Origin of the sequence: Pseudacidovorax sp. RU35E, assembly GCF_900156165.1 — a bacterium.
In the GTDB taxonomy this organism is placed as follows: Bacteria; Pseudomonadota; Gammaproteobacteria; order Burkholderiales; family Burkholderiaceae_C; genus Xenophilus.
Genome location: NZ_FTMY01000010.1, coordinates 62,084 through 83,571 on the forward strand (window position 1 = coordinate 62,084; position 21,488 = coordinate 83,571).

Genomic DNA, 21,488 nt, shown 5'->3' on the forward strand with positions numbered 1-21,488 from the left:
GTCGGCATTGGCCTCAGCTGGTCGAGGGGGGAATCGTGCCCGGAGCTCGCAACCAGTCCGCCTCCCAGCCCCCGCCCAGCGCTTGGATCAGCGCCACGGCCGACGCCTGTCGCGACAGCTGAACGTTCAGCAGACTGCGGCGCGCGCTCAGGGCCGAGGCCTGGGCCGTCACCACCTCGGTGTAGCTCACTTGGCCCGCGCGGTAGCGGTTGAGGATCTGCTGCTCCGTCAGGTCTGCCGCTTCCGAGGCCTGGCGCAGCAGCACCGCCTGTTCGCCCAGCGCCGCGGCGCTGCTGAGCTGGTCTTCCACCGCCTGGAAGGCCGTGAGCACCGACTGTCGGTAGCCGGCCACGGCGCCCTGGTAGGCCGCGCCGGCCGCATCGACCTGGGCGGCGATGGCGCCGCCGTCGAACACCGTCTGGGCGGCCGAGAGGCCCAGCGCCCACAGCAGGTTGGAGGCATTGAACAGGTCCCCCACCCGGCTTGCGCTGCCGGTGACCGAGGCCGTGAGGTTGAGGCTGGGGAAGTACGCGCTGCGGGCGATGCCGATCTGCGCATTGGCCCGCGCCATGGCGCGCTCGGCGGCCGCGATGTCGGGCCGGCGCTGCAGCAGTTCGGCCGGCAGGCTGAGCGGCACGGCGGGCACCACGGGCAGCCAGTCGGCCTGGGGCGCGATGCGGAAGTCGGCCGGCGCCACGCCCACCAGCACGGCGATCGCATGCTCCAGCACGGCCCGGTCGCGCACGAGGCCGGCCCGGTCGGAGCGCGCATTGACCAGTTGCGTTTGGGCCTGCAGCACGTCGGTCTGCGCCGCGATGCCGGCCTGGTAGCGGTTGCGGGTGATGGTGAGCGATCGCTCGTAGCCTTCGAGCGTGCGGTCCAGCAGCGCGATCTCGGCGTCGCTGGCACGCAGTTGCAGGTAGTTGGTGGCCAGCGAGCCCAGGGCTGACAGCCGGGCGGCAGCCAGGTCGGCCTGGCTCACCTGAGCACTGGCGCTGGCACTGTCGACCGACAGGCGCAGCCGGCCCCAGAGGTCCGGCTCCCAGCTGGCCGTGAGGCCCGCCGAGAAGGCGTTGGATGGCCGCGTGCCGTTGTCGCTCTTCACCGGCCCGCTGCGGCGACCGCTGCCGCTGGCGGTGAGCGCCGGCAGCAGCGAGGCCCGCTGCTCGCGCACCAGCGCCTGCGCCTGGCTGTAGGCCGCGACGGCCACCGCGATGTTCTGGTTATTCACCTGCACCCGCTCGGCCAGCGCGTCGAGCTGAGGGTCGTCGAAGCGCTTCCACCAGGGGCCCTTGTCCAACGCGTCGCCGGGCGTGGCGGGCAACCAGCCGGCCGCGGCTGGCGCTTCCTTGAAGGCGGCAGGCATCGCGTCCGTCGGCGGCGCATAGCGCGGCCCCACGGCGCAGCCGGCCAGCAGGACGGCCGCGGGCGCGGCCAGCAGCAGTTGCCGGCGCGCAAGGAAGGCGGAAGGAGCAAGGCGGGTCTTCATCGGGTGGGAACGTGTTCGTGGATGCCGATGCGGGGCACGCGCCCCCCGCCGGGCCGCAGGCGGTCCATCAGCACGTAGATGACGGGCACGGTGAGCAGCGTCAGCAGCTGGCTCGCGACCAGGCCGCCGATGATGGTCACGCCCAGGGGCTGCCGCAGCTCGGAACCCACGCCGAAGCCGATGGCCAGCGGCAGCGCGCCCAGCATGGCGGCCAGCGTGGTCATGAGGATGGGCCGCAGCCGCAGCAGGCTGGCCTCACGCACGGCCTCGGTGGCCGTGAGGCCGCGCTCGCGCTGCGCCTCCAGCGCGAAGTCGATGATCATGATGGCGTTCTTCTTGACGATGCCGATCAGCAGGAAGAGCCCGATCAGCGCCATGATCGACAGGTCCATGCGCAGCATCAGCAGCGCCAGCACCGCGCCCACGCCGGCCGAGGGCAGCGTGGTGAGCACCGTCACCGGATGGATCAGGCTCTCGTACAGGATGCCCAGCACGATGTAGATGACCACGATGGCCGCCACGATCAGCAGCGCTTGCTGGTTGCCGCTCTGCTGCGCCGCACGCGCCGTGCCGCCGAAGCTGCCGCGCACGTTGATCGGCAGGGCCACGTCGTCCTCGGCCTGCTTGATGGCGGCCTGCGCCTGCTGCAGCGTCACGCCTTCGGGCAGGTTGAAGGAGATGGTGCTCGACAGCTCGGTGTCCTCGTGGCTGATGGCACTTGGCACCGCCCGCTCCTTGAGCGTGGCGAAGGCCGACAGCGGCACCAGCGTGGTGTTGCTGGTCGCCAGCGCCTGGCCCGTGGACGCACCGCGCTGCCCCGGGTTGGCCGAGCTGGTGGTCGAGGTGCCGGTGCTGGTGTCGGTGTTGGCCTGAAGCGAGGTGCTGGCCGTGCTGCCATCGGCATTGGTGACGCTATTGAGCGTGGAGGGCACGTACATATCCTTCAGCGCCAGCGGCGAGGTCTGGAAGCGCGGCGCCCATTCCATGATCACCGAGTACTGGTTGAGGTCGTTGTAGATCGTGGCCACCGAACGCTGGCCGTAGGCGTTGTAGAGCGCACTGTTGAGCGCGGTGGTGTTGACCCCCAGGCGCGCAGCGGCGTCGCGGTCCACCGACAGGAAGGTCTCGACGCCGTTGTCGCTCGAGCTTTCTCCATCCACGTCGGCCAGTTGCGGCAGCTCGGCCATGCGCGCGGCCAGCTTGGTCGAGGCGGCACGCAGGTCGGTGATGTTGTCCGCGCGCAGGGTGTACTGATAGGCCGAGTTGCTGGAGCGCCCGCCCATGCGCAGCTCCTGCACCGGTCCGAGGAACACGCGCAGACCCGTGAGCTGGTTGAGCTGTGGCCGCAGCCGGTCGATCACCACCTGCGTCTTCACGCCGCCGCGCTGGGCCAGCGGCTTGAGGTTGACGAACATGAAGCCACCGCCCGCGCGCGTGCCGCCGGTGAAGCCGACCACCGTGTCCACCGCTGGGTCGGCCTTGATGATGTCCACCGCCTGCTTGAGCTTGGCCGACAGCGCCACGGACGAGATGCTCTGATCGGCCCGCAGGCCGGCGTTGATCTGTCCGTTGTCCTGCTGCGGGAAGTAGCCCTTGGGTACGTGGATGAAGAGATACACGTTCAGGCCGATCACGGCCAGCAGCGAGATCACCACGATGGTCTTGCTGGCCAGTGCCCAGTCGAGGCTGCGGGCATAGCCGCGCAGGATGCCGTTCCACAGCCGGTCGCCCTGGCGGCCCAGCCAGGCGCTGATTGGCGCCCAGCGGCGGCCCAGCGGCCCGGGCGGCCGGCGCTGGTACCAGCTCTCCGCCCGCAGCAAGGCTGCGCACATCATGGGCGTGGTGGTGAGCGAGATCACCAGCGAGATCAGCACCGCCACCGACAGCGTCACCGCGAACTCGTGGAACAGCCGGCCGACCTGTCCGCCCATGAACAGCAGGGGGATGAACACCGCCACCAGCGACAGGCTGATGGACAGCACGGTGAAGCCCACCTCGCGCGCGCCCTGCAGCGCCGCCTGCAGGCGACCCATGCCGTTCTCGATGTGGCGCTGCGTGTTCTCCAGCACCACGATGGCATCGTCCACCACGAAGCCGGTGGCCACCGTGAGCGCCATCAGACTCAGGTTGTTGAGCGAGAAGCCCAGCAGGTACATGACGCCGAAGGTGCCCAGCAGCGACACCACCGTGGCGACGGTCGGGATGATGGTGGCCCGCGCCCGGCGCAGGAAGAGCCCCACCACCAGCACCACCAGCGCGACCGAGATCATGAGCGTGAACTCGACCTCGTGCAGCGCCGCGCGGATGGAGGCCGTGCGGTCAGAGGCCACATCCACCTCGATGTCCTGCGGCAACTGCGCCTTGAGCTCGGGAATGAGCGCGCGCACCGAGTCCACCGTCTCGATCACGTTCGCATCGGCCTGGGCGCGCAGAAGCACCACGATGGCGGGCTGGCCGTTGAACAGGCCGAGCGTGCGCGTGTTCTCGACGCTGTCGATGACCTCGGCCACGTCCTTCAGGCGCACCGCCGCGTTGTTGCGCCAGGCGATCACCAGGTCGCGGTAGTCGGCCGCGCGCAACCCGGGGGACGGCGTGTAGATCTGCAGCCGCCGGTCCTCGCTCTCGATCACGCCCTTGGGCCGGTTGGCGTTGTTGGCCTGGATGGCCGCACGAACGTCCTCGGTGCTGATGCCCAGGCGGTTGAGGCTGAAGGGCTCCAGTTCCACCCGCACGGCAGGCAGCGAGCCACCGCCGATTTCCACGTCGCCGATGCCCTCGACCTGCGACAGGCGCTGGCTCACGATGTTGGAGACGGTGTCGTAGATCTGCCCCGGCGTGCGCGTCTTCGAAGTGAGCGCCAGGATGATGACCGGCGCCGAGGCCGGGTTGGCCTTGCGGTAGGTCGGGTTGCTGCGCAGCGTGGACGGCAGGTCGACCCGGGCCGCATTGATGGCGGCCTGCACCTCGCGTGCGGCGGAATCGATGTTGCGGTCCAGGTCGAACTGCAGCGTGATGCGGGTGGAGCCCACCGAACTGGTGGAGGTCAGCTCGTTCACGCCCGGGATCACGCCCAGCCGCCGCTCCAGCGGCGTGGCCACGCTGCTGGCCATGGTGTCAGGGCTGGCCCCCGCGATGCTGGCGCTGACGGTGATGACCGGGAAGTCCACCTTGGGCAGTGGCGACACCGGCAGCTTGAAGAAGGCCAGGATGCCCGCCAGCGCGATGCCGAGCGTGAGCAGCACCGTGGCCACCGGCCGCAGGACGAAAGGCCGGGAAAGGTTCACGCGCGGGCCTCCGTGGGACCGGGCGTAGCGGGGCCGTCCTCGTCATCCTCGCGCCGGCCCTTGCGTGAGAAGCGTCGGCCCAGCCGGTCGAAGGCCAGGTAGATGACCGGCGTGGTGAACAGCGTGAGCAGCTGCGACAGCACCAGCCCGCCGAAGATCGACAGCCCCAGCGGCCGGCGCAGCTCGGCGCCCTCGCCCAGGCCCAGCATCAGCGGCACGGCCGCGAACAGGGCCGCCAGCGTGGTCATCAGGATCGGCCGGAAGCGCAGCAGCGCCGCCTGGCGGATGGCGTCTTCGGGTGCCTTGCCCTCGTTGCGCTCGGCATCGATGGCGAAGTCGATCATCATGATCGCGTTCTTCTTGACGATGCCGATGAGCAGGATGATGCCGATGATGCCGATCACGCCCAGGTCGTGGCCGGTGAGCATCAGCGCCAGCAGCGCGCCCACGCCCGCCGAGGGCAGCGTCGAGAGGATCGTCATCGGGTGCACATAGCTTTCGTACAGCACGCCCAGCACGATGTACACGCACACGACCGCCGCCAGGATCAGCCACAGCTGGCTGGTGAGCGAGTTCTCGTAGGCCCCGGCCGCGCCCAGGAAGCGCAGGTTGATGCCGGCGGGCACGCCGATCTCCTTGGCCGCGGCACGGATCGCCGACACGGACCTGCCCAGCGCCACGCCGTCCGCGGTGTCGAAGCCGACGGTGGCCGACGGGTACTGCGCCACACGCGTGATCTGCAACGGTGCGGGCTGCTCGCGCACGGTGGCGAAGGCGGACAGCGGCGTCGCCGTGCCGCCGCCGGTGCGCAGTTGCAGGCTGCCCAGGCCCTGCGGCGAATCAAGCCCCTCGCGCTGCGCCTCCAGGATCACGCGGTACTGGTTGGTCTCGGTGAAGATGGTGGAGACGATGCGCTGGCCGAAGGCGCTGTAGAGCGCATCGTCCACCGAGCTGGCCGTGACCGACAGGCGCGAGGCCGTGTTGCGGTCGATGTCCACATAGGCGGCCAGGCCCTGCGCGCCGGCGTCGGTGGTGGCATTGCGCACCAGCGGCTCGTTGCCCAGGCGGGCCACCAGCTTCTTCGCCCAGTCGTTGACGGTGGCGGTGTCCGAGCCCTCCAGCGCGACGCGGAATTCGGTCGGGCCGGATTCCGCGTCGATTGTCAGGTCCTGCGTCGGCTGGAGGTAGAGCCGGACGCCTGCCACCTGCGACCGCACGGCCTGTGTCAGGCGGTTCATCACCACGTCCTGCGCGTCGCGGCTGCGGCGCAGGTCGATCAGCATGCTGCCGGTGTTGAGCGCCATGTTGCTGGCGCCGTCCACGCCCACCACCGAGCTCACGCTCTGCACATCGGCATCGGCCAGGATGACGGCGGCCGCCCGCTCCTGGAGCTGGGCCATGCGTTCGTACGACACGTCCTGCGAGGCTTCGATGCGGGCCTTGAGCTGGCCGGTGTCCTGCGTCGGGAAGAGCCCCTTGGGGATCATGATGTACAGCAGCGCCGTGAGGGCCAGCGTGCCCACCGCCACCACCAGCGTCAGACCCTGGTGGCGCAGCACCCAGCCCAGGCCCACGTCGTAGCGGGCGATGACGCGGTCGAAGAAGCGCTGCACCGTGCGGCCCAGCCGGCCGCCACTCTTGGATTCCGTCTCGAGCCAGCGCGCGGCCATCATCGGCACGAGCGTGAGCGAGACCACGGCGGAGATCAGGATGGTGATGGCCAGCGTGACGGCGAACTCGCGGAACAGCCGACCCACCACGTCCTGCATGAACAGCAGCGGGATCAGCACCGCGATCAGCGACACCGTGAGCGAGATGATGGTGAAGCCGATCTGCGAAGCACCCTCGAGCGCGGCCTTGAAGGGCGGCTCGCCCTCCTCCAGCTTGCGGGCGATGTTCTCGATCATCACGATGGCGTCGTCCACCACGAAACCGGTGGCGATGGTCATGGCCATCAGACTCAGGTTGTTCAGCGAATAGCCCAGCAGGTACATCACGCCGGCCGTGCCGATGAGCGAGATGGGCACTGCGATGCTGGCGATGATGGTGGCGCGCAGGCTGTGCAGGAACAGGAAGATGACCAGCACCACCAGCACCACGGCCAGCACCAGTTCCATCTGCACATGCTCGACCGAGGCGCGGATGCCGGAGGTGCGGTCGGACAGCACTTCCACCCGCACGTTGGCCGGCATGGCGGCCTGCAGCTCTGGCAGGCGGGCGCGGATCGCGTCCACGGTCGAGATCACGTTGGCGCCCGGCTGGCGCTGCACGTTGACGATGATCGACTGGCGTAGCGAGCCATCGCCGGCCCCGTTGGCCTGGGGCTTGTCGTCCTTGAGGCCGGCCCAGGCACCCAGCTGCGCGTTCTCGGCGCCGTCGACCACGCGCGCCACATCCGACAGCCGCACCGGCGCGTTGTTCTTCCAGGCGACGATCAGCTTCTTGTAGTCGGCCGCGGTGAGCAGCGCGTCATTGGCGTTGATGGTGTAGGAGCGCTGCGGCCCGTCGAAGCTGCCCTTGGCGCCGTTGGCATTGGCCGCGGCGATGGCGTTGCGCAGCGTGTCCAGCCCGATGCCGGCCGAGGCCAGCGCCTGGGTGTTGGCCTGGATGCGCACGGCCGGCCGCTGGCCGCCCGCGAGCGAGACCAGCCCCACGCCGCTGACCTGGCTGATCTTCTGCGCCAGACGGGTGTTGACGATGTTCTGCACCTCCGTCAGCGGCAGCGTGTCGGCGGTCACGGCCAGCGTCATGATGGGCGCGTCGGCCGGGTTGACCTTGGCATAGACCGGCGGCGCCGGCAGGTCGGTGGGCAGGAAGGAGCCGCCGGCGTTGATGGCGGCCTGCACCTGCTGCTCGGCCACGTCCAGCGTCTGGTCCAGATCGAACTGCAGCGTGACGATGGACACACCCGCCGCGCTGGTTGAGCTCATGCGGTTGAGGCCCGCCATCTGCCCGAACTGCCGCTCGAGCGGCGCGCTGACGGTGCGGCTCATGACCTCCGGACTCGCGCCCGGGTAGAGCGTCTGCACCTGGATGGTCGGGTAGTCCACCTGCGGCAGTGCCGCCAGCGGCAGGAAGCGCAGGCCCACCAGGCCCGCCAGCACGATGGCCAGCATCAGCAGCCCGGTGGCGACCGGCCGCTCGATGAAGGGGCGCGAGGGGTTCATCGGCCTTCACCGCCGCCACCGCCACCGCCTTCGCGGCGCCGCTGCTGCAGGCGCTGCCAGCGCTCGATGGCCTCGGGGTCGCCCTTGTCCAGACCGTCGAGCAGCGCCTTGATCCGCGCCAGGCGTTCCGGGTTGTCGCGCGCCGCGTCGAGCATGCGCTGGCGCTGCTCGGGCGTGGGCAGCGAACGCGCGGCGGCTGCGGGCGACGACGCTGCGCCGCCAGAGGCAGAAGGTGCCCCGCCGGCCGCGGCGCCGGGCTCAGGCGTCGCAGCACCTGGCATCGAAGGAGCGGTCGGCGCTGCCGGTGCACCGGCAGCGGGTGCGGAGGCCGCGCCCTGCGGTGCCGATGCCGCGCCCGCCGGACCGCCCGCGCCCTCGGCGCCGCGGCGGCGCTGGCCACCCTGGCGCGGGCCCGTGGCCGGCCGCTCGCCCTGCAGCTGCACGCGCGAGCCATCATTGAGCCGGTCCCCGCCCTCGGTCACCACCTTCTCGCCGGCCTGCAGGCCGGACGTGATGGCGATCACCTCCGGCGTGGATTCGCCGCGCTTGATGGGTCGCACCTGCACCGTGCGGTCGTCGCGGATGACATAGACGTAAGGGCCGGTCGGCCCGGTGCGGACGGCCGTCACCGGCACCACCAGCGCGTCGACCGTGCGCAGCGTCAGCCGCAGGTTCACGAACTGGTTGGGAAAGAGCTTGGCCTGCGCGTTGTCGAAACGGGCCTTGGCCTTGACGGTGCCGGTGCCCACGTCCACCACGTTGTCGAGCGTCGAGAAGACGCCCTGGTCGAGCACGTCGCTGCGCGTACGGTCGAGTGCCGTGGCCTGGAGTTTGGCGCCGGTGCCCTGCTGTGCCTGGATCTCGGGCACCCGGTCCTGCGGCACCGAGAACTGCACGTCGATCGGGTTCATCTGGGTGATGACGGCCACGCCGGTGGTGGCATTGGCGGCCACGTAATTGCCGGGGTCCACGGTGCGCAGGCCGATGCGGCCTGTCACGGGTGCGGTGATGCGGGTGAAGTCGAGGTTGAGCTGCGCGCCGGCTTCGGCCGCTTTGTCGCTGACCACCGTGCCTTCGAGCTGGCGCACCAGGGCGGCCTGGGTGTCCACGTCCTGGCGGGCGATGGAGTCCTGGGAGAGCAGTGTGCGGTAGCGCTCCAGCGTCACGCGGGCGGCCGCAAGCTGCGCCTCGTCGCGCAGGCGTGTGCCCCTGGCCTGGTCCAGCGCCTGCTGGTAGGGGCGCGGGTCGATCCGTGCGAGCACCTGGCCCTTGCGCACGGTCTGGCCCTCGCTGAACAGCACCTCGGTCAGCACGCCGCCTACCTGGGGCTTCAGGGTGACGGTGGCGAGCGGCGTCACGGTGCCCAGTGCGTCGAGCGCGATGGGAAGCTGCATGCTGCGGACCACGGCATGGCCGACGGTCACGCTGCCGAAGCCACCTCCTCCTCCGCCCGGACCGCCCGGACCGCCGGGTCCTCCGGGCCCGCCCGGACCGCCGCGCCCCGGCGGACCACCGAAGCCGGCACTGGCGTCGGCCGCCGGCCGATGGACCAGGTACCAGCCCAGCCCCACCAGGCCCGCCACCAGCACGAGCACCACCGCGCCACCCAGCCAGCGGCTGCGTCGCCCGGGCGGGCGGGCGGGGGGAACCTCCGGCTCTGCGGCATGTGAAGTCTGGGGCGGGGGGGTGTGGCGAGGGTCCATGGATGCGTAGCGGGCATGCGGCTGAGCGTGCCGCGAGTAGAGCGGGAAATCGTAGCTGCGATGTGGGAGCGACCGTAAAGCGGCGGTAAAGCCTCCGAGCTGTCGGCCGGCGTCCCGTCGCGGCAGGCCGCAGGCCGTCCGCCCCGGCGGTGCACCCACCCGTTCGCGCCGGAATCCTGCGGCTCGCGCAGCCCTGGCGCCGTTCGTCGCAGGCCGGTGGCCGGCGGCGGCACCGGCCTGCACAGTCCACCCCATCGCAGCCCGTCCGGCGGCGGATTCCTCCCACCCACATCGATCAAGGAGTTCCCATGCTCACCGATTCCATGCTCTTCCAGATCATTGCGCACACCCCCCGCTGGGTGTTCGCCCTCTTCGCGCTGCTGGCGTGGCGTGGCGCGCGGCAGCTGCTGACGCGCGAGGTCAGCCTCGTCGGCGTCACCGTGCTGCCTCTGGCCATGATCGGCTTCGCGCTCTACGGCGTGGCCTCGGCTTTCGGGCAGTCGCAGGCCGGCCTGCTGGCGCTGGTGGCCTGGGCCGTCGCTGCCGCGGCCAGCGGCTTCTGGATGCAGGGCCGGCCGCTGTCGCCGCACACCCGCTACGACCCCGACCTGCGCGAGTTCCTGCTGCCCGGCAGCCCCTGGCCACTGGTGCGGATGATGGGCATCTTCCTGACCAAGTACGTGGTGGGCGTGACGCTGGTGCTGCATCCCGCCCTGGCGCACGACAGCGGCTTCGCCCTGGGCGTGAGCGCCCTGTACGGCCTGTTCAGCGGCATCTTCGCCGGCGGCACGCTGCGGCTGTGGCGCCTGGCGATCGGCGCCGACCGCCGCGCCTCCCTTGCCTGAGCGGCTGCCGCCGCCCCGGTGAGCCTGGGGACCCGCCCATCCTTCTTCCTCGTTTCCCTTGCTGGAGATCTTCATGCCCACAGATGCCTACGCCTCCATCGACGCCCTCGCCCGCCGTCGCGCCAAGGCCAAGCTCGGCTGGCTCAGCCATGCCGCCATCTATGCCATCGTCAATCTGGCCCTCATCGCGATGTCGGTGGCCCAGGGGCGCCACTGGGCGGTGTTTCCGCTGCTGGGCTGGGGCCTGGGCCTGTTCTTCCATGGCCTGGGCGTCTGGGTGTTCGCACCGGGCAATGCCTTGATGGAGCGCATGGTGCAGCGCGAACGGGAGCGCCTGTCCGCCGAAGGCCGCGCGGGCCGCTGAACGGCTGCGCGCCCCGCCGCTCGCCCGCCGCTCGCCCGCCGCACGAACGCCCGCACTCAGGCAAGATCGCGCCCCATGATCACCGTCCACCACCTCGAAAACTCCCGGTCGCAGCGCGTTCTGTGGCTGCTGGAAGAACTCCAGCTGCCCTACGACGTCGTGCAGTACAAGCGGGACCCCGCCACCATGCTGGCGCCGCCCGAGCTCAAGCGGGTGCATCCGCTTGGCAAGGCACCCGTGGTCACGCTCGACGACGGCAGCGTGCTGGCCGAGTCGGGCGCCATCCTGGAGACGCTGGCCGAGCGCTATCCGGCCGCCGCCCTGCTGCCCGAGTCGGGCAGCCCCGAGGCCGCGCGATGCCGGTATTGGCTGCACTATGGCGAAGGCTCGGCCATGCCGCCGCTGCTGCTGACGCTGGTCTTCAGCCGCATCAAGGGCGCCAGGATGCCCTTCTTCATCAAGCCCGTCGCCCGCGGCATCGCCGACAAGGCCATGGCCAGCTTCGTGCAGCCGCAACTGCGCCAGCACCTGGACTTCATGGAGTCCGAGTTGGCCCAGCGCGACTGGTTTGCCGGCCCGTATTTCAGCGTGGCCGACATCCAGATGAGCTTTCCGGTCGAGGCGGCCCGCGCCCGCGGCGGCCTGGACGCGAGCCGACCGAAGCTGATGGCCTGGCTCGAACGCATCCACGCGCGCCCGGCCTACCAGCGGGCGCTGGAGCGCGGCGGCCCCTACGCCCTCATGGACTGACCGGCCCCGGCAGCGCCAACCCATCCTTCCTCATACGTCCGGAGCACGCGCCGTCATGCCCGTCCTGCTGCTGATCCTGAAGTTCGCCGTCGTGACGGTGCTGCTGGCCTCGCTGCTGGAGGCGCTGGTGCTGTCCTGGCGCCATGCCCGCGGCCGGGGGCCGGCCTATGACTGGAGGTCCGCCGGGCTGTCGGTGGTCGACTTCCTGGTGCGCGAGTACCCGCTGCGCTGGCTGCTGCCGCTGGCCTTCTGGGTGGGCTGGATGGACTGGCTCTACGCGCACCGGCTGTTCACCCTGCCGCTGGACCACTGGACGGGCTGGGTGGCGGCCTTCCTGCTGCAGGAGTTCTGCTACTACTGGTACCACCGCGCGGCGCATCGGGTGCGCTGGTTCTGGTGCACGCATTCCATCCACCACTCGCCCAACGACCTCAACCTGTCGGCTGCCTACCGCTTCGGCTGGACGGGCAAGCTCACCGGCGTGCTGGCCTTCTTCCTGCTCGCACCCTTGCTGGGTGCGCCGCCGCGGCTGATCCTGCTGCTGTTCACGCTCAACCTGCTCTACCAGTTCTGGATCCACGCGACATGGATTCCGCGGCTGGGTCCGCTGGAATGGGTGCTCAACACGCCCTCGGCGCACCGCGTGCACCACGCGTCGAACCTGGAGTACCTGGACGGCAACTATGGCGGCGTGCTGATCGTGTTCGACCGTCTCTTCGGCACCTACATCGCCGAGCGCGAGGACGTGAAACCGCGTTACGGTCTGGTCAAGCCGCAGACGTCGTACAACCTGCTGGCCATCGAGTTCGACGGCTGGCGCGCACTGTGGCGCGACCTGCGGGGCGCGACGTCGGTGGGCGAGGCGCTGGGCTATCTCTGGCGGCCACCGGGCTGGCACCCAGGCGGCGGGGAGACGACCGAGGAACTGCGTCGCCGTGCGCAATTGGCGGCGCCGGCTGCGGCGCCAGGACCGCTGGGTATGAAGACGGACGTGGCGATCACGCCGCCGCTGTCGACGCCATGAGCGCCCCGGCGGACACAACGTCCACGCGGACGCCGGCGGGCACGGGGTCCTCCTCGATGACCAGCGTGCTGCGCAGCCTGCTGCGCCACTATCTGCACGTGCTGGCGCTGTGCTGCGTGGTGTCGGTGTTCACCACGCTGATGTGGCCGACGCGCAGCTACCTGGTCCAACTCGGCTATGCCACCTGCATCGGCACCCTCTGCTGGATCACCATGGAGGCCGGACGCTACCTGGTCGATCCGCGCAACTGCCATGGCAATCCCGAGGGCGGGCGTGGCTGGCCCAAGGGCTGGCGCGGGCTGGTTCTCACCGTGATCGGCATCCTGGTGGGCTTCTACGTGGGTGACGAGGCCGCCTACTGGCTGATCGGCCCCGGCGACAGCGATGCCGGGCCCGCCAACAAGAACATCATCGGTCTCTACATCACCGTCGCCGCTGGCGCCATCGGCTCCTTCTACTTTCATGCCAAAGGCAGGTCCGCCGCCATGGCCGCCGAAATCGCCGCAACCGCGCGCGACGCCACCGAGGCCCGCCTGAAGCTGCTGGAGACCCAGCTCGAGCCGCACATGCTGTTCAATACGCTCGCCAACCTGCGCGTGCTGATCGCCACCGACCCCGAGCGCGCCGTGGCCATGCTGGACCGGCTCAACGACTACCTGCGCGCCACGCTGGGCGGCTCGCGCAGCACGCTGCATCCGCTGTCGCAGGAGTTCGAGCGGCTGGCCGACTACCTGGCCCTGATGGCCGTGCGCATGGGGCCACGCCTGCGCTGCGCCCTTGACCTGCCGCCGGAACTGCGCGCGGTGCCCGTGCCGCCGCTGCTGCTGCAGCCCCTGGTCGAGAACGCCATCCGCCACGGACTGGAGCCGCAGGTCGAAGGCGGCGAGATCCGCGTGCTGGCCCGGCGGGAGGGCGGCGATCTCGTCATCGATGTCATCGACACCGGCGCGGGCCTGGACGCGGGCCCGGTCAGCACCCTCGAAGAGCAAGAGCCGCGGCGGCCAGTCCACACGTCGCCCGGCAGCGACTCCTCGACCCAGGGCGGGTTTGGCCTCACCCAGGTACGCGAGCGGCTACGAACCCTCTACGGCGAGGACGGCACGCTCGCGTTATCCAGCCCGTCCGGGGGAGGCACCTGCGCCACCGTCACCCTGCCCTTTTCCGCTGCTGCCTGAAACGCGCCCGCCCATGCCCACCGCCTTGATCGCCGAAGACGAACCCCTGCTCGCCCAGTCCCTGCAGGCCGAACTGGCCCGCGCCTGGCCGGCGCTGCAGACCGTGGCTCTGGTTGGCGACGGCATGAGCGCCGTGCGCGATGCGCTGCGGCTGCGGCCCGACGTGCTGTTCATGGACATCCGCATGCCCGGCCAGGACGGCCTGGCCGCCGCCGAGGAGATCGCCGAGCGCTGGCCTGCGGAGGAAGCAGCGATGCCGCAACTGGTGTTCGTCACCGCCTACAACGAATACGCCGCGCGCGCCTTCGAGGCCCAGGCGCTCGACTACCTGATGAAGCCGGTACAGCCGCAGCGCCTGGCGCGGACGGTCGCCCGGCTGCAGGAGCGGCTCGCTGCGCCTGCGGCGATGCCGCAGCAGGCGCTGGCGCAATGGCGCGACCTGCTGGGCGCGGCGTCGTCGCCTCGGGGCGAGGCGGCGCCACTCAAATTCATTGCCGCCAGCAATGCCGGCGGCACCACCGTGCGCATGGTGCCGGTGGACGACGTGCTGTACTTCGAAGCCGCCGACAAATACGTGCGGGTGCTGACGGCGGACGCCGAACACCTGATCCGCACGCCGCTCAGGCAGTTGCTGCCGCAGCTCGATCCGCAGCGCTTCTGGCAGATCCACCGCGCGGTGGTGGTGCGGGCCGATGCGGTGGATGCCGTCCACCGCGACGATGCCGGCCGCATGCAGCTGACGCTGCGTGGCCGTCCCGATGAGCCCCTGCCGGTGAGCCGGCTCTACGCGCCGCTGTTCCGGGCGATGTAGCGGCCACCTCCAACGGCGGGAACCGCCCACGAAAAAGCCGCCTGCCGGCGAGCGGCGGGGCGGCTTGGTTTCGACGGCGGATCAGCCCCATGGGCCGACCGCTGTTTCAGCGCCAGTGGTGATGGTGGCGGTAGTAGGGCGGCGGGCCGTAGTAGACCGGCGCCGGCTCGTACACCACCTGCGGGGCCGGACGGTAGTACACCGGCGGCGGCGGGCGGTAGTAAACGGGCGCCGGCGGCGCCACGTAATAGGCAGGCGGCGGGCCGTAATACGCCGGCGGGGGTGCTGCCACGCCCACCGCCACGCCTGGCACCGACACGCCGACCGACCAGCTCACCTGCGCGCTGGCCGACGATGCGGCGAACAGGGCGCCCGCTGCAACGGCAGCGGCCGCAGCCCACTTGAAGAAGCCCGTGCGAGAGACATTCATCTCGATCTCCTGGAAAAACTGGGGAAGGACGCAGTTCACGAAAACTGCCGTCCACCTGACAGATAGAACGCCGCGCCCCCCGGAAAGGTTCACCCGCGAACGTGACGTTGGTTGCCAGACGTAACCCTTACGGCGTTGCGGGCAGCACTTGCGCTGCAGCGCGGCGAAACCATCGACCCGCGCCGACCCATAAAATTCCCCGATGACTTCTCCCACTGCCCCGCACGGCGACAACAAGAACAACGGCGGCAAGCAGGCTGCCGCGCACGCGGCCCCGGCCGCCCCGAGCAACTTCCTGCGCCACGTCATCGAAGCCGACCTGGAACAGGGTACCTATGCCTCGCGCCGCTGGGGCGGCGGCCCGGGCGACGGCCCCTTCCATCAGGCCGGCATGCCCGATCCGGCGAAGATCCGCACCCGCTTTCCCCCCGAGCCCAACGGTTACCTGCACATCGGCCATGCCAAGAGCATCTGGCTGAACTTCGAGCTGGCCAAGGAATACGGCGGCGTGTGCCACCTGCGCTTCGACGACACCAATCCCGAGAAGGAAGAGCAGGAGTACGTCGACTCCATCCGCGAAGCGATCCGCTGGATGGGCTACTCCACCGCCCTGGCCGACGTGCCCGCGCAGCCCGGCGTCGCACAGGACCATATCTACTACGCCAGCAACTACTTCGACTTCATGTACCGCGCGGCCGAGTACCTGGTGACGGCCGGCCATGCCTACGTGGACGAGCAGACGCCCGAGCAGATGCGCGCCAACCGCGGCGACTTCGGCGCCCCCGGCACCGACAGCCCCTTCCGCAGCCGCGCACCGGAAGAGAACCTGGCCCGCCTGCGCCAGATGAAGAACGGGGAGCTGGCCGACGGCGCCGCCGTGCTGCGCGCCAAGATCGACATGGCGAGCCCCAACATCAACCTGCGCGACCCCACGCTCTACCGCATCCGCCGCGCCACACACCACAACACCGGCGACCAGTGGTGCATCTACCCGATGTACACCTTCGCGCACCCCATCGAGGACGCGCTGGAGCAGATCACCCACAGCATCTGCACGCTGGAGTTCGAGGACCAGCGACCCTTCTACGACTGGCTGATGGTCCGGCTGATCGAAGGTGGCCTGCTGACCGCCCCGCCGCCGCGGCAGTACGAATTCGCGCGCCTCAACGTCACCCACGTCATCACCAGCAAGCGCAAGCTGCGCCAGCTGGTCGAGGAAGGCCATGTGGACGGCTGGGACGACCCGCGCATGCCCACCCTGGCCGGCCTGCGCCGCCGCGGCTACACGCCCGAGGCGCTCCAGCTCTTCTGCGAGCGCAGCGGCACCACCAAGTCCGGCGGCGCCTGGACCGAGTACGCCGCCCTCGAAGCCGCGCTGCGCGATGCGCTGGATCCGGTCGCGCCGCGGGCCATGGCAGTGCTGGACCCGCTGGCCCTGGAGATCACGAACTGGGACGCCACCATGGGCGCCGGTCACCTGGAGCCCTGCCACGCCCCGGTGAACCCGCACGACGAAACCGCCGGGCAGCGCCACTTCACCTTCGGCAAGACGCTGTGGATCGAACGCGAGGACTTCCAGGCCGTGCCCGAGAAGGGCTACCGCCGCCTCTACCCGCCGCACACCAACGCCAGCCAGCAGGCCATCGACGGCAACAAGGTGCGCCTGAAGTACGGCTACGTCGTGCAATGCACGGGCTTCGAGCAGGACGCCGACGGCAAGGTCACCAAGGTGCTGGCCGAGGTGCTGCCCGACACCAAGAGCGGCACGCCCGGCGCCGACAGCGTGAAGGTCAAGGGCGTGATCGGCTGGGTGGGCGCCCATGACGCCGTGCCCACCGAGATCCGTCTGTATGAGCGCCTGTTCAAGACCGAGCAGCCCGGCAGCGCCGACAACATCGCCGACGAGCTGAACGACGCCAGCCTGAGCACCGTCCAGGGCTACGTGGAGGCCGGCCTGGCCAGCGCCGCGGCGGAGACGAACTACCAGTTCGAGCGCCTGGGCTACTTCGTGGTCGACGCCAAGGCCTCGGCCGAGGGGCGGCTGGTGTTCAACCGCACGAGCGGGTTGAAGGACAGCTGGGGGAAAAATTGAAGGCGGAGCCCCCGCTGCCACTGATCGTTACTGACATCCTGGGCCGCGCGATTCGATCATCAATCCCATATTGGGTATGATCAAACCCATTATGGGCATTCCGCACACGACCGTGCCGCCTGCCAGCGTCAGCTTGGCCGACGCCCTGTTTCCCAAGGTCCGCCAACGTGTGCTCGCCGTCCTGTTCGGGAATCCGGCACGCAGCTTCTACGCCAACGAGGTGATCTCGCTGGCCGGATCGGGCAGCGGCGCAGTGCAGCGCGAACTGGCGGACCTGTCGCAAGCGGGCCTGTTGACGGTGACGCGTCAGGGCAACCAGAAGCACTACCAGGCCAATGCCGATTCGCCCGTGTTTGCCGAGTTGCGCGGTCTGGTGCTCAAGACTTCGGGTTTGGTCGAGGTCCTGCGCACCGCATTGCTGCCGCTCGCGTCCCAAATTCGGGCAGCTTTCGTGTTCGGCTCCGTGGCCAACCAGCAGGACACGACTCACAGCGACATCGACGTGTTGGTGGTGAGCGCGAGCCTCGGGTATGGGGAGTTGTTCGGCGCGTTGGAAAGCGCCACGGCCACGCTCGGCCGCACCGTGAACCCCACGCTCTACACACCCGGTGATCTTGCGCGGCGGCGCGCGCAGGACAACGCCTTCGTGACCCGCGTACTCGGTCAGCCCAAGCTCTGGCTGATCGGCAGCGACGAGGCGCTCGATGGCTGACCCGCTCGACAACCTCGCCGGGCCGGGCAAGGCGCTGCGTGCAGAAGCGCCAGACGCAGCGGAAACCGCCGGTTTGCTGCGCAGCGGAATGGCCCGGCTGAAGGACGCGGGCAACACGGCGCTGTCGATCGAGAGCCGCTTCGATCTGGCCTACAACGCGGCACATGCCTTGTGTCTCGCAGCGCTGCGCCGCAAGGGGTATCGCGCAAGCCATCGCTACATCGTGTTCCAGGTGCTGCCGCACACGCTCGGCTTGGGTCCCGAGGTTTGGCGCGTGCTCGACAAGTGCCACAACACCCGCAACCTTGGCGAATACGAGGGACTGCTCGACGTCGATGCAAATTTGGTCGAGGCCCTGGTGCAGGCGACCCGCGCAGTGGCAGACGCGCTGGGTGAATGAACCCACTGCGGCATGGAACACGCCTTCGTCCGATTCACGTCGAACCCATGAAGCACGAGCCATCCAGGCTTTCGGGCCTTTCAGCCGCCCAGCACGCCGCCTTCCGCCGCTTGGCGCAGGACCTGCCCGGCATCGACCGCGAGGCCTATGAATCCGCCGGCCGCGACTGGCGCGATCCGGTCATCGGGCTGGGGCCGCGGGACGCGGCGCTGTGCATCTTCGGCCGCGACCCGGGGCGCACGGAGGCGCAGCAGGGGCAGCCCTTCCTGGGCAAGGGCGGGCAACTGGTACGGGCGGCGCTGCACCGCCAACGGCACGGGCCGGACGCACCGGCGCCGGACTTTGCGGAATCCATCGAGGCCGGATCGGGCGTGTTCTGGCTCAACACCGCGCCCTACAAGCCGGTGGGCAACAAAGCCTGGTCGATGGCGGTCAAGCGGCGCTTCCGTCCGCTGATGGCCGAGCTGCTCATCGACCTGTGGCAGGGCCGCGATGGCCGGCGCACCGTGATCGCGCTGGGCCGCGAGGCCTTCTTCTGGTTCGGCATCGGGCAACCAGCCGAGGTGAATGCGGCCCTCGACGACTTCTGGGCGCTGGGCGACGAACGCTATGGCCGCACGCTGGAAGTCGGCTACGCGCACGGCGGCGTCACGCACCCCGTCACGCTCGCGCCGCTGCCGCATCCATCGCCGGCCAATGCGGTGTGGTTCGCGCGCTTTTCGGCGCTGATGGATGCACGCCTGCGGCACTTGAGCTGACGCCCCCGCGCCTCAATGCGCTTCGCCGCGAGGAAGGCTGCGGACGATTGCGCCATGGCGGCGACCGGACTTCAGGGCGGGGCTATGCTCGACGCCGTCCATGACTGCGCCGTCCCCCCGCCTCATCCGCTTCCACAAACCCTACGGCGTGCTGAGCCAGTTCACACCCGAGGGGCGCTGGCGCGGGCTCAAGGACTTTATCGACCTGCCCGGCGTGCATGCCGCCGGCCGGCTCGATGCCGACAGCGAGGGCCTGTTGCTGCTGACCCGCGACGGCCCGCTGCAGGCCCGCATCGCCGACCCGCGGCACAAGATGGAGAAGACCTACTGGGTGCAGGTGGAGGGCCTGTGCACCGACGAGGCGCTGGCGCAGCTGCGCCACGGTGTCGTGCTCAACGATGGGCCCACGCTGCCAGCGCGCGCGCGCCGGCTCGATCCGCCGCCGCAGTTGTCACCGCGCGAGCCCCCGATCCGCGAGCGCAAGAACATTCCCACCGACTGGATCGAGCTAGCCATCCGCGAGGGCCGCAACCGGCAGGTGCGGCGGATGACGGCGGCGGTGGGCCTGCCGACGCTGCGGCTGATCCGCGTCGCCATCGGCCCCTTCGTGCTCGAGGGGCTGGCGACCGGCACCTGGGAGGCGCTGGAGGTGCCGCCGGTGCTCGATGCGCCGGTGCCCCGACCGCCCCGAACTGCTGCACCCACGCCAGGGAGCAGACCCATCCGGACCGGGCGCCGATGAGCTACGAGGAATTCTCCCGCGAGCGGCTGGAGGCGCGCTACGGCGCAGGCAAGGGGCGCTGCTGCTGAGCAGCGGCGCCCTGGCCAGCGCTCACCGGCAGGCGAAGCTGGCCGCCTTGTCGGCATCGCCGCCCAGGTACTGCGCCACCTTTGGATAGGCGCACACGGGCCGGCTGCGTTCGCTGCCGTCGGCGCGGCGCTGGGTGGCCAGCAGCGCGGCGGGCGCGCGGCCCGTCTCGGTCCAGTCGATCACGGCCGTCACCGCATCGAGCACGTTCGGCGAGTCGCCGCCGTTGCAGTGCTGCATGCCGGGCACCATGAACACGCGGTAGCTGTCGTCCAGCTTGGGCATGGCGCGCGCCGCCTCCTCGTGGTAGCCCACGCTCATCATCGGATTGAGGGCCGGGTCGGCCCAGCCGTGGTAGGTGATCATCTTGCCGCCACGGGCCGCGAAGGCGCTCAGGTCAGGGTTGCGCGCATCCACCAGCGTGCTGATGAAGCTGGTGGCGCGGAAGCCCTGGTCCAGGTCGAAGGTGCGCCAGTCGGCATCGGGCCGGCTGGCGGGCTGGTCGGCGAAGTAGCGCAGGAAGGTCTGGGCATAGGCGCTCTGGCGGGTCTCGCCAGGCGGCAGGGCCTGCGCGCCAGCAGTGGCGGCCGGGGCGCGCGGCATCGAGACGAACCATTCCGCCCAGCCGCTGATGCCGCTGGCGTCGGGCGCCTCCGAACCCCAGGGCCAGGCCGGGAACACGCTCTTGCCCTTGTGCTGCATGTCCCGGTGCACCGCCTCCAGCGCGGCGACCTGCGCCTCGCTCAGGTCCGGGAAGTCCGCCCTCGGATCGATGACGCAGCGGCGCGGATCGGCGATCACACCATCCTTCAGGCCGTCCACCGCATCGCACTTGGCGACGATGGCGCGGCCGATCTGCGACAGCTGCGCGCCGGTGAAGCCGGCCTTGGCGATCAGCGGCGCGTACGACACATAGTCGTACATCGTGCCGGTGAAGTTGAGCACCGGCGCGCCCGCGGCGATGCCGTCGAAGTCGGCCGGATAGCGCTGGGCCGACATCAGGCCCTGCCGCCCACCGGTGGAGCAGCCATCGAAGTACGACTTGGCCGGCTTGCGGCCGTAGAAGGCGGCGGCCAGGTCCTTGGAGGCCTGTGCCGTCAGGTGCACGGCGCGGAAGCTGTAGTCGACCAACTTGGCCAGGTCGTTCTGCGCGAAGCTGCCGAGCGGCTGCGCCACGGCATCGTGGCCGGTGTTGGTCTGGGCGGCGACGAAGCCGCGCTTGAGCGCCTCGTCGCGCAGTGCCACGCGGCTGGGTGCGTCGATGCGCTCGCCGGCATAGCCGCCGTTGCCACGCATGTACAGCCGGCCGTTCCAGCGCATGGGCAACGCCACCTCGACCAGCACCTCGGGGTCGAGCATGGCGACGATGCGGCAGAAGTCCGGTACGCCGTTGGCCGCGGGCGTGGCGGTCGCGCTGAGCACGGTCAGCCGCGTGCCCTCGACCGAGCTCACCTGCTGGCCGAGCCGCGCACAGTCGCCGGTGGCCGGAAGGCTGGCTTCGGCATAGCGCGACGCAGACTGGGCGGAATCGCGGAAGCTGCCGACGTTCTGCGCGTGAGCACCGGCGCCGAGGGCCGCCAGACACAGGGCAGTGGTGCGAAGGGTGAGCGGATGCATGCGTGTCTCCTCGTTGTTCAGGGTGGCGGGAGTATGGGGTGCCGCCGCGGGCCCGGGAC

Annotated in this window: 17 protein-coding genes and 1 pseudogene; 12 read left to right on the top strand and 6 right to left on the bottom strand. The window is 70.2% G+C overall.

Annotation, left to right across the window (positions count from 1 at the left end):
• Positions 1-13: 13 nt before the first annotated feature.
• Genes BXA03_RS18430 through BXA03_RS18445 form a run of 4 tightly spaced genes read right to left on the bottom strand, consistent with a single transcriptional unit; the run spans position 14 to position 9,643 of the window.
• The gene (locus BXA03_RS18430) at positions 14-1,489 is read right to left on the bottom strand and encodes an efflux transporter outer membrane subunit (protein ID WP_076510553.1); all 1,476 of its coding nucleotides are present in this window, start codon (positions 1,487-1,489) and stop codon (positions 14-16) included.
• Positions 1,486-4,773, bottom strand: coding sequence for an efflux RND transporter permease subunit (locus BXA03_RS18435; protein ID WP_076510555.1), 3,288 nt, complete (start codon positions 4,771-4,773; stop codon positions 1,486-1,488). The genes BXA03_RS18430 and BXA03_RS18435 overlap by 4 nt, the downstream gene beginning before the upstream one ends.
• Positions 4,770-7,940 (bottom strand): efflux RND transporter permease subunit, encoded by a 3,171-nt coding sequence (locus BXA03_RS18440; RefSeq protein WP_076510557.1) that lies wholly within the window; start codon positions 7,938-7,940, stop codon positions 4,770-4,772. The genes BXA03_RS18435 and BXA03_RS18440 overlap by 4 nt, the downstream gene beginning before the upstream one ends.
• Positions 7,937-9,643 (bottom strand): efflux RND transporter periplasmic adaptor subunit, encoded by a 1,707-nt coding sequence (locus tag BXA03_RS18445; protein ID WP_076510558.1) that lies wholly within the window; start codon positions 9,641-9,643, stop codon positions 7,937-7,939. Before BXA03_RS18445 ends, BXA03_RS18440 begins: the two co-directional genes overlap by 4 nt.
• A gap of 308 nt (positions 9,644-9,951) precedes the next feature.
• Between BXA03_RS18445 and BXA03_RS18450 the strand changes: the two genes are divergently transcribed.
• The 6 genes from BXA03_RS18450 (at position 9,952) to BXA03_RS18475 (ending at position 14,612) form a co-directional block, all read left to right on the top strand.
• Positions 9,952-10,488: a DUF6622 family protein gene (locus tag BXA03_RS18450; RefSeq protein WP_083716172.1), complete on the top strand. Its 537-nt coding sequence runs from the start codon at positions 9,952-9,954 to the stop codon at positions 10,486-10,488.
• A 73-nt stretch (positions 10,489-10,561) separates the two neighbouring features.
• Positions 10,562-10,852, top strand: coding sequence for a 2TM domain-containing protein (locus BXA03_RS18455; protein ID WP_076510776.1), 291 nt, complete (start codon positions 10,562-10,564; stop codon positions 10,850-10,852).
• A gap of 75 nt (positions 10,853-10,927) precedes the next feature.
• Positions 10,928-11,602, top strand: a complete 675-nt coding sequence (locus BXA03_RS18460) for a glutathione S-transferase family protein (protein ID WP_076510560.1) — start codon at positions 10,928-10,930, stop codon at positions 11,600-11,602.
• A 55-nt stretch (positions 11,603-11,657) separates the two neighbouring features.
• Positions 11,658-12,626, top strand: coding sequence for a sterol desaturase family protein (locus BXA03_RS18465; protein WP_076510561.1), 969 nt, complete (start codon positions 11,658-11,660; stop codon positions 12,624-12,626).
• The gene (locus BXA03_RS18470) at positions 12,623-13,801 is read left to right on the top strand and encodes a sensor histidine kinase (protein WP_083716173.1); all 1,179 of its coding nucleotides are present in this window, start codon (positions 12,623-12,625) and stop codon (positions 13,799-13,801) included. The genes BXA03_RS18465 and BXA03_RS18470 overlap by 4 nt, the downstream gene beginning before the upstream one ends.
• A gap of 13 nt (positions 13,802-13,814) precedes the next feature.
• Positions 13,815-14,612 (top strand): LytR/AlgR family response regulator transcription factor, encoded by a 798-nt coding sequence (locus tag BXA03_RS18475; RefSeq protein ID WP_076510564.1) that lies wholly within the window; start codon positions 13,815-13,817, stop codon positions 14,610-14,612.
• 106 nt (positions 14,613-14,718) lie between these two features.
• On the opposite strand, the gene BXA03_RS18480 is transcribed toward BXA03_RS18475, so the two are convergent.
• Entirely contained in the window at positions 14,719-15,042 is a 324-nt protein-coding gene (locus tag BXA03_RS18480; RefSeq protein WP_076510566.1) for a hypothetical protein, read from the bottom strand.
• A 202-nt stretch (positions 15,043-15,244) separates the two neighbouring features.
• Here BXA03_RS18480 and BXA03_RS18485 point away from each other — a divergent pair, with 202 nt between their 5' ends.
• From BXA03_RS18485 to BXA03_RS26605, 6 genes and pseudogenes are all read left to right on the top strand, one after another.
• A complete protein-coding gene (locus tag BXA03_RS18485; protein ID WP_076510569.1) occupies positions 15,245-17,134 on the top strand; it encodes a glutamine--tRNA ligase/YqeY domain fusion protein in 1,890 nt (629 codons plus the stop codon).
• A gap of 91 nt (positions 17,135-17,225) precedes the next feature.
• Positions 17,226-17,846: a transcriptional regulator gene (locus tag BXA03_RS18490; RefSeq protein ID WP_076510571.1), complete on the top strand. Its 621-nt coding sequence runs from the start codon at positions 17,226-17,228 to the stop codon at positions 17,844-17,846.
• Positions 17,839-18,246 (top strand): hypothetical protein, encoded by a 408-nt coding sequence (locus tag BXA03_RS18495; RefSeq protein ID WP_076510573.1) that lies wholly within the window; start codon positions 17,839-17,841, stop codon positions 18,244-18,246. Before BXA03_RS18490 ends, BXA03_RS18495 begins: the two co-directional genes overlap by 8 nt.
• A gap of 47 nt (positions 18,247-18,293) precedes the next feature.
• Entirely contained in the window at positions 18,294-19,004 is a 711-nt protein-coding gene (locus tag BXA03_RS18500; protein ID WP_076510574.1) for a uracil-DNA glycosylase family protein, read from the top strand.
• A 100-nt stretch (positions 19,005-19,104) separates the two neighbouring features.
• Positions 19,105-19,746 (top strand): pseudouridine synthase, encoded by a 642-nt coding sequence (locus BXA03_RS18505; protein ID WP_083716174.1) that lies wholly within the window; start codon positions 19,105-19,107, stop codon positions 19,744-19,746.
• Positions 19,719-19,814: pseudogene (locus BXA03_RS26605) on the top strand (CstA-like transporter-associated (seleno)protein); the annotation flags it as partial. The gene BXA03_RS18505 and the pseudogene BXA03_RS26605, both read left to right, overlap by 28 nt.
• 22 nt (positions 19,815-19,836) lie before the next feature.
• On the opposite strand, the gene BXA03_RS18515 reads toward BXA03_RS26605, so the two are convergent.
• Entirely contained in the window at positions 19,837-21,429 is a 1,593-nt protein-coding gene (locus BXA03_RS18515) for a tannase/feruloyl esterase family alpha/beta hydrolase (protein WP_076510576.1), read from the bottom strand.
• Positions 21,430-21,488: the final 59 nt, after the last annotated feature.